11 protein-coding genes are annotated in these 14,305 nt (G+C 64.4%); 6 read left to right on the plus strand and 5 right to left on the minus strand.

The features are described 5' to 3' along the window. The first annotated feature begins 36 nt into the window (after window positions 1–36). The 4 genes from AC1ROT_RS05640 (at window position 37) to pgi (ending at window position 5,308) form a co-directional block, all read left to right on the plus strand. Complete coding sequence (locus AC1ROT_RS05640) at window positions 37–879, plus strand: DUF1194 domain-containing protein (RefSeq protein WP_492969640.1); 843 nt, start codon at window positions 37–39, stop codon at window positions 877–879. 129 nt (window positions 880–1,008) lie between these two features. Beyond that, complete coding sequence (glpX, locus tag AC1ROT_RS05645) at window positions 1,009–1,971, plus strand: class II fructose-bisphosphatase (protein ID WP_492997690.1); 963 nt, start codon at window positions 1,009–1,011, stop codon at window positions 1,969–1,971. 14 nt (window positions 1,972–1,985) lie between these two features. Continuing rightward, on the plus strand, window positions 1,986–3,623 hold the full coding sequence (locus AC1ROT_RS05650; RefSeq protein WP_492997692.1) for an alpha-D-glucose phosphate-specific phosphoglucomutase: 1,638 nt from the start codon (window positions 1,986–1,988) through the stop codon (window positions 3,621–3,623). 32 nt (window positions 3,624–3,655) lie between these two features. Continuing rightward, window positions 3,656–5,308, plus strand: coding sequence for a glucose-6-phosphate isomerase (gene pgi / locus AC1ROT_RS05655; protein ID WP_493001128.1), 1,653 nt, complete (start codon window positions 3,656–3,658; stop codon window positions 5,306–5,308). Here pgi and AC1ROT_RS05660 read toward each other — a convergent pair whose 3' ends face one another. The 4 genes from AC1ROT_RS05660 to AC1ROT_RS05675 form a co-directional block, all read right to left on the minus strand. Continuing rightward, the gene (locus AC1ROT_RS05660) at window positions 5,309–6,589 is read right to left on the minus strand and encodes a pentapeptide repeat-containing protein (RefSeq protein ID WP_492997693.1); all 1,281 of its coding nucleotides are present in this window, start codon (window positions 6,587–6,589) and stop codon (window positions 5,309–5,311) included. A gap of 42 nt (window positions 6,590–6,631) precedes the next feature. Continuing rightward, window positions 6,632–8,047 (minus strand): hypothetical protein, encoded by a 1,416-nt coding sequence (locus AC1ROT_RS05665; RefSeq protein WP_492997695.1) that lies wholly within the window; start codon window positions 8,045–8,047, stop codon window positions 6,632–6,634. Beyond that, on the minus strand, window positions 8,044–9,153 hold the full coding sequence (locus AC1ROT_RS05670; protein WP_492969635.1) for a hypothetical protein: 1,110 nt from the start codon (window positions 9,151–9,153) through the stop codon (window positions 8,044–8,046). The genes AC1ROT_RS05665 and AC1ROT_RS05670 overlap by 4 nt, the downstream gene beginning before the upstream one ends. A 78-nt stretch (window positions 9,154–9,231) precedes the next feature. Next, window positions 9,232–9,663 carry an NUDIX hydrolase gene (locus AC1ROT_RS05675; protein WP_492969634.1) on the minus strand — a complete coding sequence of 144 codons (432 nt, stop codon included), beginning with the start codon at window positions 9,661–9,663 and terminating at the stop codon, window positions 9,232–9,234. Window positions 9,664–9,855: 192 nt separating this feature from the next. Here AC1ROT_RS05675 and AC1ROT_RS05680 point away from each other — a divergent pair, with 192 nt between their 5' ends. Together AC1ROT_RS05680 and AC1ROT_RS05685 are read left to right on the plus strand one after the other, a co-directional pair. Next, on the plus strand, window positions 9,856–11,331 hold the full coding sequence (locus AC1ROT_RS05680) for a sensor histidine kinase (RefSeq protein ID WP_492997697.1): 1,476 nt from the start codon (window positions 9,856–9,858) through the stop codon (window positions 11,329–11,331). Window positions 11,332–11,355: 24 nt separating this feature from the next. After that, the gene (locus tag AC1ROT_RS05685; RefSeq protein WP_492969632.1) at window positions 11,356–11,805 is read left to right on the plus strand and encodes a response regulator; all 450 of its coding nucleotides are present in this window, start codon (window positions 11,356–11,358) and stop codon (window positions 11,803–11,805) included. Between the two features lie 68 nt (window positions 11,806–11,873). Here AC1ROT_RS05685 and AC1ROT_RS05690 read toward each other — a convergent pair whose 3' ends face one another. Beyond that, on the minus strand, window positions 11,874–14,207 hold the full coding sequence (locus tag AC1ROT_RS05690; protein WP_492997699.1) for a xanthine dehydrogenase family protein molybdopterin-binding subunit: 2,334 nt from the start codon (window positions 14,205–14,207) through the stop codon (window positions 11,874–11,876). Window positions 14,208–14,305: the final 98 nt, after the last annotated feature.

Genomic DNA, 14,305 nt, shown 5'->3' on the forward strand with positions numbered 1-14,305 from the left:
TTGGACTGCGACAATCGGGCGTACTAGCCTGCCTCCATGCAGTTCAAGCCGCTGACCGCTCTGGTGCTGGCCTGGCTGACGGGCTTCCCGGTCCTGGCCGCCGAGAAGATTCCCGTCGATCTGGAATTGATGCTGGCTATCGATATCTCGGGCAGCATCGATGCCGAGGAAGCCCGCATGCAGCGCGAAGGTTATGCCAAGGCGCTGATCGATCCCCAGGTGATCAAGGCGATCCGCGGCGGCATCCATGGCAAGATCGCGCTGTATTATTTCGACTGGTCCGATTCCTACATGCAGACCGAAGTGATGGACTGGATGCTGATCTCCGATCAGGCCAGCGCCGAGGCCGCATCGCGCAAGCTCATGGAACAGCCGACCCGCACGGCGCGCCGCACCAGCATCACCGGCGCCATCGCCTATGCCATCCCGCGCTTCGGCAGCGGCCCCTACAAGGGCGTGCGCCAGGTGCTCGACGTCTCCGGCGACGGCCCCAACAACGATGGCGGCCCGGTCGATATCGCCCGCGACAAGGCGCTGGCGGCCGGCATCGTCATCAATGGCCTGCCGATCAACAACAACCGCCCGAGCCCCTGGGGCTTCCCCGCGCTCGAAGACCTCGACCGCTATTACGAAGGCTGCGTGATCGGCGGCCCCGGCTCGTTCGTGGTGACGGCGGAGAATTTCCAGAGCTTTGGCGAAGCCGTGCGGCGCAAGCTGATCCTGGAAATCGCCTCGGCCCCCATGGTGCCGCCGGCCTGGCAGCGGGCTGGCCCGCCGGTGCTGCTGCAGAAGGCCCAGGGTGCCTATCGCTACCCGAAAGGCTGCGATATCGGCGAACGGCAAAGCCAGGACTTCTGGCGCCGGCGGATGGATCAGTAGGAAATCCCGCCGAAATCACCGGCCAATGCCTTGGCCTCGCCCGGTTTTTGCCGTATTTCCGAGGAATAACCGACCGGACTGAAAACCATCCCGGCCATACCTGATTTTCTGCTGCCTCGGAGTATTCCCATGACCACCCGTCCCGGTCCGTTCGACCGCGCCGACTTTCCGTTCGCCCTGCGCCTTGTGACCGAAGCGGCGGCGATTGCCGCCCATGACTGGGTCGGCCGCAGCAAGAAGGAAGATGGCGACGGTGCCGCGGTGGAGGCCATGCGCAAAGCGCTGGGCAGCATCAACATCAACGCCATCGTGATGATCGGCGAAGGCGAGAAAGATAACGCACCGCTGCTGTATCGCGGCGAGCGCATCGGTGCCGGTGAACCGGAAATCGAGATCGCCGTCGATCCGATCGAAGGCACCACCAACATGGCCAACGGCACCGACAATTCGATGGCGGTGATGGCGTTGGCGCCGCGCGGTGCCATGTTCGATCTCGGCCCGAGCTTCTACATGGACAAGCTGGTGCTGCCCGCGCCGGCCAAGGGCAAGGTCGATCCGACCTGGCCGGTGAAGAAGAAGCTGGAGGCGCTGGCCGCCGCACTGAACAAGCCCGTATCGGAGCTGCGCATCTTCGTGCTGAACCGCAAGCGCCATCACGCCATGATCAAAGAGATTCACGACGCCGGCGCCCGCACCGTGCTGCAGGAAAACGGCGATGTCGCCGGCGCCTTCATGGCGGTGCAGAAGGGCAGCAACGTCGACGCCCTGTTCGGCACCGGCGGTTCGCCCGAAGGCATCATCACCGCGATCTTCGTGCGCGCCATGGGTGGCGAATTCTTCGGCCGTGTCGATCCGCAGGGCGACGAGGAAGCCCAGAAGGTGAAGGCGTTCGGCCTCGACAGCGGCAAGTGGCTGTCCGGCACCGAACTGGTGAAGAGCGACGACGCCGTCTTCGTCGCCACCGGTATTAACTCCGGGCCCGTCTGCCGCGGCGTCAGCATCCAGGGCGGCACGGCCTATACCCACAGCGTGATCCTGATGGCGAAGACCGGCGCGCGCTACGACATCTCCAGCCGCTTTCCCGTAGCCTGAAACAGAGTCCCGCCATGAGTCCGCGCGAGGTTGCGATCAAGCCCTTCGACGGGCAGAAGCCCGGCACATCGGGCCTGCGCAAGAAGGTGTCTGTCTTCCGGCAGCCCGGCTATCTGGAAGCCTTCGTACAGGCGGTGTTCGACACCCAGGCCGGCCTGCAGGGCGGCACGCTGGTGCTGGGCGGCGACGGCCGTTTCTTCAACCGTGAAGCGATCCGCATCATCCTGCGCATGGCTGCCGCCAATGGCGTCGCCCGCGTGCTGGTCGGCCAGGGCGGTATCCTGTCGACACCGGCGGCCAGCGCGGTGATCCGCGCCCGCCAGGCCCAGGGTGGCCTGGTGCTCTCGGCCAGTCACAATCCCGGCGGCCCGGACGGCGATTTCGGCATCAAGTTCAATATCGCCAATGGCGGCCCGGCACCCGAAGCCGTGACCGAGGCGATCTACCAGCGCACCCGCAGCATCGACCGGTACCGCACCCTGGAAGTCGACGCGCCGAATCTCGACCGTATCGGGGAGAGCAAACTCGGCAGCATGACGGTCAGCGTCTTCGACCCAGTCGCCGACTATGCCGCGCTGCTGCAGACCCTGTTCGATTTCGACGCCATCCGCCGGCTGATCGCCGTGCCGGGATTCCGCTTCCGCTTCGATGCCATGCATGCCGTCACCGGGCCTTATGCCAAGCGGCTGTTCATCCAGATGCTTGGCGCCTCGGCGGCCAGCGTGATCAATGCCGAACCGAAGGAAGACTTCGGCGGCGGCCATCCCGACCCCAACCCCGTCTATGCGCCGGAGCTGTACAAGGCCGCGGTGCTGGATGGCACGCTGGATTTTGCCGCCGCCTCGGACGGCGACGGCGACCGCAACATGATCCTGGGCAAGGGCATCGCCGTCTCGCCCAGCGACAGCCTGGCCGTACTGGCCGCCAATGCCACGCTGGTGCCCGGCTATACCAAAGGCATCAGCGGCGTCGCACGCTCGATGCCGACCAGCCGCGCCAGCGATTCCGTGGCGGCCGCGCTCGGAATCGAAAGCTTCGAGACGCCGACCGGCTGGAAATTCTTTGGCAACCTGATGGACAGCGGCCGCATCACGCTCTGCGGCGAGGAAAGCTACGGCACCAGTTCGAGCCATGTGCGCGAGAAGGACGGCCTGTGGGCCGTGCTGTTCTGGCTCAACCTGCTGGCGGCCCGGCCCGGCGAGACCGTGCTGTCGCTGCTGCAGGCGCACTGGAAGCGCTTTGGCAGGCATTATTACAGCCGGCACGATTACGAGGCCGTGGATGCCACGGTGGCCAGCCGGGCGCTGGACCGTCTGCGCGCCGCCCTGCCCGATCTGGCCGGCACCGCTATCGGCGGCATGACCGTCACCGCCACCGACGATTTCGCCTATACCGACCCGATCGATGCCTCGGTCAGCAAAGGCCAGGGCCTGCGGGTGATCTGCGGCGAGCAGGCCCGCCTGATCGCCCGGCTTTCGGGCACCGGCACCGAAGGCGCCACCGTTCGTTTGTACTTCGAGCTGTTCGAGGCCGAACCGGCCCGGCAGGGCGATGACGTGCAGACTCGTTTGCAGCCGCTGATCGCCTTTGCCGAACGCCAGACCGGACTCTGCGCCAGCAGTGGCCGGACCGGGCCGGATGTGATCACGTAAGGTTTGAACAAACCGTCGGAGGGATGATGTCGTTGCCGCCGCCGATCGACCAGACACCTGCCTGGCGCGCCCTGGCTGCCCATGCCCTGGCTGCACGCAACCGGCATCTGCGCGACCTGTTCGCTGCCGATCCCGAACGCTTCAACAGCCTGTCGTTTCGCTGCGGCGACCTGCTGCTGGACCTGTCGCGCCAGCGCATCGAAGCCGAGACGCTGGAGCTGCTGCTCGATCTCGCCCGCACGGCCAATGTGGAAGGCTGGCGCGACCGCATGCTGCGCGGCGAACCGATCAATACCACCGAGAATCGCGCGGCGCTGCATACCGCGCTGCGCCTGCCGGCCACCGGCAGCCTGACCGTCGATGGCACCGATATCGTCGCCCTGGTGCAGGGCGAACTGGTGCGCATGGGCGAGATCATCGATGCGATCCGCGACGGCACCTGGCGCGGCACCACCGAGAAGCCGTTCCGCAGCGTGGTCGCCATGGGCATCGGCGGTTCCGATCTCGGCCCCCGCATGGCGCTGGAAGCGCTTAGCCCCGACCGCCTGCCCGGCATCGACATCCATTTCGTCAGCAATGTGGATGGCGCCGATATCGCCCGCACGCTGGAGAAATGCGAAGCCGAGACCACGCTGTTCATCGTGGCGTCCAAGACCTTCACCACCCAGGAAACCATGGCCAATGCCGAAACGGCGCGGGCCTGGCTGCAGGAAAAACTCGGCCCCGGCATTATCGACTGGCCGCGGCATTTCATGGGCCTGTCGGCCAATACCACAGTGCCGGGCAAGTTCGGCATCCGGCCGGAGCAGGTGCTGCAGTTCTGGGACTGGGTCGGCGGCCGCTATTCGCTATGGTCGGCCATCGGTTTCCCCATCGCGCTCGGCATCGGCATGGACAAGTTCCGCCAGATGCTGGATGGCGCCCATGCGATGGACCACCATTTCGCCACCACGCCGCTGAACGAGAACCTGCCGGTGCTGATGGCGCTGGCCGGCGTGTGGAATGTCAACTTCCTGCGCTCGACCGCGCTGGCCGTGCTGCCCTATGACCAGGGCCTGTCCAAGCTGGCCCCCTATCTGCAGCAGGCCGATATGGAGAGCAACGGCAAGAGCGTCGACCGCTGGGGCCGTCCGCTGGGTTACGATACCGGACCTATCGTGTTCGGCGAGCCCGGCACCAATGGCCAGCATGCCTTCTACCAGCTGCTGCATCAGGGACCGCAGACGATTGCCTGCGACTTCATCGCGCCGCTGAAAAGCCGCTACCCGATCGGCCGCCATCACGACATCCTGCTGGCCAATGTCTTCGCCCAGGCCGAAGCCCTGATGCGCGGCAAGACCCGCGAGGAGGCCGAAGCCGAACTGCGCGCCGCCGGCGCCGAGGATGCGGCCGTGGCTGCAACGGCGCCGCATAAAGTCTTCGCCGGCAACCGGCCGAGCACGACCATCCTGCTGCCGCAGATGGATCCCTATCATCTCGGCATGCTGATCGCGCTCTACGAGCACAAGATTTTCGTGCAGGGCACCATCTGGGGCGTGAATTCCTTCGACCAGTGGGGCGTCGAGCTGGGCAAGCAGCTGGCCAAGCCGATCCTGGAAGAGCTCAGCGATGCCTCGGTGCTGCACCCGCATGATTCCGCCACCGGCGGGTTGATCGCCCTGGCTCGCAGCACGCCGCGCGGCTGATCAGTCGGGCTTATAGCCGGCCGCGTTTGTCAGGTCGGCGCCATCGAGTGCGGCGCCGGCCAGATCGGCCTCCTGCAGATCGGCATCCACCAGCACGGCCGCCTTCAGGATGGCGCCGCGCAGATCGGCATGGCGCAGATTGGCGCCGTCCAGATGGGTGGGGAAACTGCGCGTCGCCGCCACCACCAGCGGTCCCAGATCGGCCTTGCGCAGATCGGCATGGCCGAGCTTGGCCCCCTTCAGGTTGGCGCCGCGCAAATCGGCTCCCGCCAGGCGGCAGTTGCGCAGATCGGCGCCGGCCAGCCGCGCACCCTGCATGGCTGCGCCTTCCAGATTGAGACCGAAGAATACCGCCTTCATCGCCATCAGGCCGGTGAGCTGCGCCTTGTAGAGGCTGCCGATCTTGCGCAGGTCGAAATCGCTGAAATCGACCAGCTGACCCTGCGCACCGCCGGACGTCACCCAGAGCGCATGCAGGCGCAATGCCTCTTCCGGGCTCATGCCCAACTCATCCAGCGCCTTGCCAGCCGGCTTGTCGCCCAGCATGCCGTCGGTCTTGGCACCCGAGAGATCGGCCTGCTGCAGCTTGGCATCGGTCAGCACCGCATTGGTAAGCGTTGCCCCGGTGAGCCGCGCGCCGGACAGATCGGCGCCGGACAAGTCTGCATTGGTCAGGTTGGCATGGGCGAGATTGGCGCGCACGAGATTGCAGCCAACCATGATGGCATCGGTGAAATCGGTGTGATGCGCCACGGCGCCGCTCATGCGTGCCCTGGTCAGATTGGCGCCCTTCATGGCGGCCCCCTGCATCTCGACGGCGCCATGCTTGTGTTCCATGGCGCGGATATCGCGGGTGACTTCGTCGCGCTCGGCGATCACGCCATCGCGCAGGTCGGCATCGAACAGGTTGGCATGGGTCAGATTGGCGCCCTGGAGAATGGCGCCGCGCAAATCGGCGCGCACCAGGCTGGCACCGGTGAGATTGGCATTGCGCAGATCGGCGCCGAACAGCACCGCACGATCGAGGTTGCAGCCGCCCAGGCTGGCGCCATACAGCGCCGCGCCGGTGAAATCCGCATCGCTCAGGTCGGCACCGGCAAACATCATGCCTTCCAGATCGTGGAAGGACAGGATGGCGCGCCGGCCGCCGAACACGCCGTTGCGATAATCCTGATGCAGTTTGACAATTTTGGCGATCTCGGCCTGGGTCGGCTTTTTGCGGACCGTGCCGGATTTGGGCGGTGCCGTATCAGCCGCCAGAGCCTTCGGACTGCTGTCCATCATCTCCTCCGCCGGGCATCAGCCCGTAGAAGAAAAATGGGATCAGGTGGGCATCTTTTCAATGGCAGCAAGGCCATCCTTCATCAGCTTGGTCGCCGCGGGACCACCGCTGACCAGTTCGAGCATGCGCACTGCACCATAAAGTTGCTGTTTCACAGCTTCCTTGCCCAATGCATTGAGCTTACCGGCCTTGATGTCGTTGATCAGTGTACTGCCACCCTGCTCGATCTGACCGCCAAGCTGCTTCAGCGTGCCGCTCACATCCTTGTCGGCGCCAATCTCTCCGGCAACGCGCGCCACTTTCTGAATGGCATAGACGCGATTCTCGGCCTCCACCTTGGCATCGAAGATAGCCTGCTTTACGGCCGCTTCCTGGCCCGGCTCGATGGTCGCGGGCGTTGCCAGGGCGTCCAGAACCTTGGCATCGGCGCCGGCCAGCACGCCGGTCTTCACCATATCGCGCAGCTTCACGCCGGCCGCATCCATCTCGGGCTGCGGGCCGTCCGCCATGCCGTCGGATTTGAGCCGGCCGATCATACGGACGAAATCGTCCACCATGCCGGCAATATTGCCGGCTTCCATCTTGCTGCTGTCGCTGCGTCCGATCGACTTGAAGAAGCGCTTGCTGTCGCCGGCAATCATCCGGCGGGCATACTGGCCGGGCTTGAGATCGGGGATCCCGGTCGGCAGGTCGCCCATCTCGCCAAAGACCGGCAGGGCCTGGAACGGGTCGCTCATGCGCGCCAACACGAAGGCGATCATGTAGCCGGGCTGGCCCGCACCGAAGTTGCACAGGGCTGTGTAGGTTTCCTTGATCACTTCGACCTGGCTGTCGAGGAATCTGCCGACCGGTTTGGGCGACAGCTCTTCGCGTAACGTCTCCAGGAAGGCGGCGATCTCCAGCATGCCCAGCATGTCGATCAGATCGAGCAGAACGGTTTCGCCGCCCAGCTTCGTGACCAGTTCAGCGCGATAGGCGGGCTCGGCCTGGCTGCGTGAAACCTCTTCGCGCAGGCGGCGCGCGGCAATGCCCCACAGCGTTTCGCCCAGTCTGGGGATACGCGGGTCCTCGACGGCGCCCAGAGCCGGCGGCGTCTCGGTCCGCACACTGGCTTCAAGCTGCTTCACCGCGGCCTGGTCGAGGCATTGCAGGACGAAGTCCCAGCAGGGCGCCAGCGATGTACGAGAGATGCGGCCGAACTGCTTGTCGCCATCCTCGGGCAACACCAGCAGATCCTCGAAGGGATGGCAGAAAATACGCTGCAGCGTGAGATGCCGCGGCGGCCGGGTCTTCGCCAGGCGCGGACGCAGGGTGCCAAGGGCGGCATCGGCCATGGCCGCCGACAGGATGACGGCGCGCGAGCGCTCGATCAGCAGGGTAAGCTGCGCCACCTTTTCGTCGGGGATCTCGAAAAGCTTGCGCTCGATATCGCGCAGTTCGGAGGCCAGATCGGTCATATCCGTCTCCGTTTCACATGCTCGACGCGGCGCACCATCTCGATGTCGAGCGAGCCCGAATTCCACCCTTCAAGGGCACGCACCTGCATGCGCGTGTTCTCCTGCATTGCCTGCGCGTTCGGCCGGTTCAACGCTTCTTTCTCAGGGATGATGGGCAGAACTCGATAAATTTCCGTTACCGCCGAACGCTGATGGTCGCGATCCTGACCCTCCGCGTCCTTCCACAGCAGCAGGATGAACTCCCAGCCATCCACCGTCCAATACAGCCGCTCGATATCCTTCTGCAGGCTGGCGGTCGCCTTGTCCCAGTTGGCCAATACGCGTTCGGCATAGTCGACCGGACGGATCGCCGCCTCGGCCAGATCCGCGGCAAAATCCTCGGTAAACGCCGCCACCTTGGCGATGCCGCGGGCCAGATCGGCGGCTTCCGACTTGTCGGTGGCGGCCCACTGGTTCAGCTGGTCCGACAGATCGCCGATGCCCTTGACCAGACGCCGCACCCGGCAGTCCTTGGTCGTGCCCGGCATGCCCAGCGGCGCCACCATGCCACCCCATTGCTCCAGGCGGGCATAAAGCTCGTTGGCATTGGTGCCGAGCCGTTTGGCGATATCGCCCAGGCCGCTCTTGATACGCTCGCGGCCGCCGGCGGATGCAAAGTCGGAGACATGCAGATTCATCTGTCCGCCGGACAGCCGTTCCAGCGCCTGCTTGAACAGATAGAAGCGCGTCAGCAGCACCTCGTTGTCATCGTCGGCAATCGCCTCCTCGGCGGCGCGCTGCGCCTCCGGACCGGCAAGCCCGGTTTTGGCGGTCTCCAGGGTGGCGCGTCGCACATTCGGCGGCAGACAGGAATTGCCCGCGAAGATCGCCTCCTGCAACGCCCGGTCATGCATGGTCAGCGAGAAGATGTCGGGCACGTCCTTCCAGCGGATGACGTAGTTGCCCTTCACGCCGGAAAAGGCGGAAACCGTCAGTTCCAGCTGGTCGCGGCTGTCCATGCGCACACGCGCCTGGCTCAGGGCCGGTGTGGTAAAAGCCACCGCCGTGCCGCGCTCCTCGAACTTGGTGGGCTGAAACTGGTGCCCGGCACCTTTTGGAAAATTCATCCCCACGCCTGACGGTAGAATAGCAAAACTCTCACGCCTACTTAATCACAAGGCGCGGGCGGCGCAAACGATCTGGGCTCAGACCGCGAGCCAGGCGCGCGATTTTTCAATGACCCGGATGGTTTCGTCCCAGAGATCCATCCGGTGCAGATCGGCCGGATCGACCCAGGCCACCGCAGCGGCATCGTCGCCCGCCACGGCCTCGCCGCCTGTCCAGCGGGCGACGTAATCGACGATGGTGTAGTGATACAGAACTTGGCCGGCTGCATCCCGCTGGATCGAATCGATGACCTCGACCAAGCCGAGCAATTCGATCTCGACCCCGGTTTCCTCGGCGATCTCGCGCCGGATACCGGCGGCCACCGTCTCGCCCAGGTCCTGGGCGCCCCCTGGCAGGCTCCAGATGCCGGCCCGCGGCGGCTTGCCACGCTGCACCATCAGGACCCGCCCCTCTTTCCAGACGATGGCACCCAGCCCGACCAGCGGCTGCAGGGGGTATTCACGCGACATGACCTGATGCTCCATCGTCCGAGATGGACCGGACCGTAGCAAAAAACGCCGGGGAAATATCTTGGGGGACGGCTCGAACAGGCTGGCGGATCGTTATGCCGCAGCCGGAACCGGAAGGAGCTTTGCGCCGGGCACTGATTTTCGCTATAAGTACAATATCATCAATGGTTTATCTGTGATTATCGCCATTTCATGATTGAAATCCGTCCATTGCGCCTGCGCATTCCGATCCAGCTGGGGCTGCTGGTCGCTGGCTTCATCGTGCTGGTCACCATGAGCCTGACCTCGCTGTGGCTGGCGCGCGAGTCGGATGCTGCCTCGGAAGAGGTCGCCCATACGCTGGAGGTCAACGCCGCCATCGTCACCTATCAGGGCGCAATCCGGCGGGCGGAAAGCGGCCAGCGCGGTTATCTGCTGACGCGCGACAGCAGTTATCTGGCGGATTACGAAATCGGCCTGCGCCGCCTGCGCGAAATCCACAGCGACCTGGAGAAGCTGATCGCCGACAACCCGTCACAACAGCAAAAATTCGCCGCGATCCAGCCGCTGCTGAAGGAAAAGCTGTCCGAACTGGAGCAGACCATCGGGCTGGTGCAGGCCGGCCGCGGCGAGGAAGCGATTGCGATCACTCGTTCCGGGCAGGGCCTCGATCTGATGAACAAGGTCCTGGCGCAGATTTTCGCCATGCTGAACGACGAACGCAGGTTGCTGGAAGAGCGGCGCGACTATTCCGACCGCACCAACCTGCTGCTGTTCATCGTCAATTTCGTCGGCGGCCTGATCATCGCCATCCTGGCCCTGGCCTCGATTTCTCTGATCCGCAAGCGCAGCGGGCAGCTGGCACAGGCCCATGCGGAACTGGCGCAGGCCAATGCCGAACTCGCCAACACCAACCTGCAGCTGGAGGAACGCGTCGCCGAACGCACCGCCGATCTGCGCGAGGCGAACGACGAGATCCAGCGCTTCGCTTTCATTGTCAGTCACGATCTGCGCTCACCGCTGGTCAACATCATGGGCTTCACCAGCGAGTTGGAGACCCTGCAGGACGACATCTTCGCCGAACACAAACCGGATGAGCCGCCTGCCAAACGCGAGGAACAGCGCAAGGATTTCGCGGAAGCACTTGGCTTCATCAAGACCTCGATCGCCAAGATGGATCGCCTGATCAATGCGATCCTGCAACTGTCGCGCGCCGGCCGGCGTGAATTCACCGCACAACCGATCGATCTGGGCGCCCTGTTGAAAGCGCTGGCGGCCGACATCGCCCACCGCACCCAGGAAGCCAACGCGACCATCGAGATCGGCGCCTTGCCTGTCCTCACCAGCGACCGCCTGGCGCTGGAGCAGATCTTCTCCAACCTGCTGGACAATGCGATCAAATACCTGCGCACCGATATTCCCGGCCTGATCGATATCTCCGCCAGCGAGCGTGGCAATTTCGCCGTCATTCAGGTGGCCGATAACGGCCGCGGCATCGACCCCAAGGACCATGAGCGCATCTTCGAGTTATTCCGACGTGCGGGCACCCAGGATCGTCCCGGCGAAGGGATCGGCCTGGCGCATGTGCGTACGCTGGTGCGCCGCATCGGCGGCGCCATCAAGGTCGACAGCGCCCTGAACAAGGGCACGACCTTTACGGTATTTTTACCGAAAAAATGGACACCCTAGAACTGATGTGCAGAAAGCGTTCCGATGCCTGAGAATAAGCCCGTAACCATCGTGATGATCGAGGATGACGAAGGTCATGCGCGGTTGATCGAAAAGAATATCCGCCGTGCCGGCGTCAACAACGAGATCGTGCCCTTCAGTGCTGGCGCGCCGGCGCTGGAATTCCTGCTCGGACGCGACGGCAGCGGCAGCGAGCATACGGGCCATGCGCTGCTGATCCTGCTCGATCTCAACCTGCCTGACATGCAGGGCACCGATATCCTGAAGGCGGTCAAGGCCAGTCCCGGCGTCAGCCTGTCGCCGGTGGTGGTGCTGACCACGACCGACGACAAGACCGAAATCCAGCGCTGCTACGAGCTGGGCTGCAACGTCTATATCACCAAGCCGGTCAACTACGAGAATTTCGCCCAGGCGATCCGACAGCTCGGTCTGTTCCTGACCGTGATGCAGGTGCCCGAGAACGGCAAGCACTGATCGCTGCCGACAGACGCAAAAAAACGGCGACCGATGGTCGCCGTTTTCGTTTGCTGGGTTGTGGCCTTTTATTCGGCAGCCTGGCTCACATCTCCATGCAGGATCTGCCACAGCTTCTCTGCGGTCGCCGGCATATCGACATGCTTGACGCCCAGATCGGCCAGCGCATCGACCACGGCACTGATCGTGGCCGGCGCCGAGCCCACCGCACCCGCCTCGCCTGCGCCCTTGACGCCCAGCGGATTGGTCTTGCACGGCACTTCGCACAGGATCACGTCGATCTCGGGGAAATTGTCGGCGCGCGGCATGCAATAGTCGGTGAAGCTGCCGGTCAGCAACTGGCCGTCTGCGTCATAGACGGTCCGCTCATACAGTGCCTGGCCCACGCCCTGCACCACACCGCCATGAATCTGGCCTTTCACGATGGTGGGGTTGATGACCTTGCCCATATCGTCGGCCACCACATAGCGCACCACTTCGGCTGTGCCGGTGGCCTCGTCGATCTCCACCTCGCAGGCATGGCAGCCATTGGGGAAGGTGATCGCCTGAATCTGATGATCGACGGCCGTGTCGAGCCCGGCAGCCTGGCCGTAGGCAACCCCTGAGCGCTTCCGCGCCTCCTCCGCGACATCCATGATGCCGACGGCGCGGTCGGTGCCGGCAACGCTGAAGCGGCCAGCGGCGAATTCGATATCGCCGGCCGCGGTTTCCAGCATGTCGGCAGCCACCGCCTTGCCCTTCTCGACGATCGCATCCTTGGTCTTCAGGATGGCGCCACCCTGCGAATAGAGCGAGCGCGCACCGCCGGTGCCGCCACCGGTGGGGATCATGTCGCTGTCGCCCTGCTTGATGCGGATCTTGTCGAAGTCCACGCCAAGCTGATCGGCGACGATCTCGGTATAAGCGGTTTCATGGCCCTGGCCCGTCGACTGCGTACCGACATAGACATCGACATAGCCGTCTTCGGCAAAGCGGATTTCCGCCCGTTCGGTCGGCGCGCCGCCGGTGGCTTCCAGGTAATAGGCCATGCCAATGCCGCGGCGTTTGCCGTTCTTCTTCGCTGCGGTACGCCGCGCCTCGAAGCCGGCCCAGTCGATGGCCTTCAGCGCAGTATCGGCGGTGTTCTCGAACTCGCCGGAGTCGTAGACCAGGCCCATGGCGCTGGTCCAGGGGAAGGCGGTCGGCGGAATGTAGTTCTTGCGGCGCAGCTCGGCGCGGTCGATGCCCAGCTCGCGCGCGGCGACATCGATCAGGCGCTCCATGATGTAGTTCGATTCCGGGCGGCCGGCGCCGCGATAGGCATCCACCGGCACGGTATTGGTGAACACGCCCTCGACACGGCTGTGCACCGCCTGGAAACGATAGACCGAGGACAACACCTTGGTGCCGGCCATGGTGGGAATCATCGGCGCATAGGTCGACAGGTAAGCACCCATATCGGCGATGTTGTGAATCCGCAGCGCCAGGAAGTTGTGATCCTTGTCCAGCGCCATCTCGGCATGGGTCAGGTTGGCGCGGCCATGCGTATCGGTGAGGAAGGCCTCGCTGCGTTCTGAAGTCCATTTGACCGGACGGCCGAGCGCGCGGGCGGCAAACAGGGTGAGCACCTGTTCCGGATAGATGAAGATCTTCATGCCGAAACCGCCGCCGACGTCATCGGTGAAGACGGCGAATTTCTCGTCCGGCAGGCCGAAGATCTTGGCCAGCAGCTTTTTCTGGACCCAGACGCCCTGGGTCGGCACATGCAGGGAGAACCGGCCGGTCTGCTTGTCGAAGGCGGCGAGCGACACGCGTGCTTCCATCGAGGCGACGACGATGCGGTTGTTTTCCAGCGTCAGCTTCACGGTCTTGGCGGCACCGGCGAAGATGCCATCCACCTTCGCCTTGTCGCCCACTTCCCAGTCGAAGACGCGGTTGTTCGGCGCCTGCGGCCAGATCTGCGGCTGGCCGGCATCCATGGCGGTGGCCAGATCGGCCGCTGCCGGCAGGCTGTCGTAATCCACCTCGATCAGTTCGGCGGCATCGCGCGCCTGCGCCACCGTCTCGGCGACGACGAAGGCGACCGGATCGCCCACATGGCGCACCGTGCCGTCGGCCAGCGCCGGACGCGGCGGGTCGGCGCGGTTGCTGCCATCGCGGTTCTTGAGCGGGATGGTGCAAGGCAGGTCGCCGATATTGGCGGCCTTGAGATCGGCCACCGTGTAGACCGCCAGCACGCCAGGGGCGTCCTTTGCGGTGGTGGTGTCGATCTTGAGGATTTTCGCATGGGCGTGCGGCGAACGCAGGAAGACACCATAGGCCTGACCAGCCAGGCTGATGTCATCGGCATAGCGGCCCTTGCCGGTGATGAAGCGCTGGTCCTCGACACGGCGAACCGGCTGGCTCTGGCCGAACTTGGTCATGCGGGCAATCCTTTCAGGGCAGGCGCCTTGCCGGCGCCACGGGGGGCATTTTGGGGACAAATGATAGGCATTCCGCCTGCCCTTTCAACCCGTCGGAT

Source organism: Ferrovibrio sp. GW821-FHT12E11, from assembly GCF_058806975.1.

What these genes read in the sequence shown, in the direction of transcription:
- glpX (WP_492997690.1), top strand. Translation starts at nt 1,009, where the DNA reads ATGACCACCCGTCCCGGTCCGTTCGACCGCGCCGACTTTCCGTTCGCC.
- AC1ROT_RS05675 (WP_492969634.1), bottom strand. Translation starts at nt 9,663, where the DNA reads ATGTCGCGTGAATACCCCCTGCAGCCGCTGGTCGGGCTGGGTGCCATC.
- AC1ROT_RS05650 (WP_492997692.1), top strand. Translation starts at nt 1,986, where the DNA reads ATGAGTCCGCGCGAGGTTGCGATCAAGCCCTTCGACGGGCAGAAGCCC.
- AC1ROT_RS05680 (WP_492997697.1), top strand. Translation starts at nt 9,856, where the DNA reads ATGATTGAAATCCGTCCATTGCGCCTGCGCATTCCGATCCAGCTGGGG.
- AC1ROT_RS05660 (WP_492997693.1), bottom strand. Translation starts at nt 6,589, where the DNA reads ATGGACAGCAGTCCGAAGGCTCTGGCGGCTGATACGGCACCGCCCAAA.
- AC1ROT_RS05670 (WP_492969635.1), bottom strand. Translation starts at nt 9,153, where the DNA reads ATGAATTTTCCAAAAGGTGCCGGGCACCAGTTTCAGCCCACCAAGTTC.
- AC1ROT_RS05685 (WP_492969632.1), top strand. Translation starts at nt 11,356, where the DNA reads ATGCCTGAGAATAAGCCCGTAACCATCGTGATGATCGAGGATGACGAA.
- AC1ROT_RS05665 (WP_492997695.1), bottom strand. Translation starts at nt 8,047, where the DNA reads ATGACCGATCTGGCCTCCGAACTGCGCGATATCGAGCGCAAGCTTTTC.
- AC1ROT_RS05640 (WP_492969640.1), top strand. Translation starts at nt 37, where the DNA reads ATGCAGTTCAAGCCGCTGACCGCTCTGGTGCTGGCCTGGCTGACGGGC.
- AC1ROT_RS05690 (WP_492997699.1), bottom strand. Translation starts at nt 14,207, where the DNA reads ATGACCAAGTTCGGCCAGAGCCAGCCGGTTCGCCGTGTCGAGGACCAG.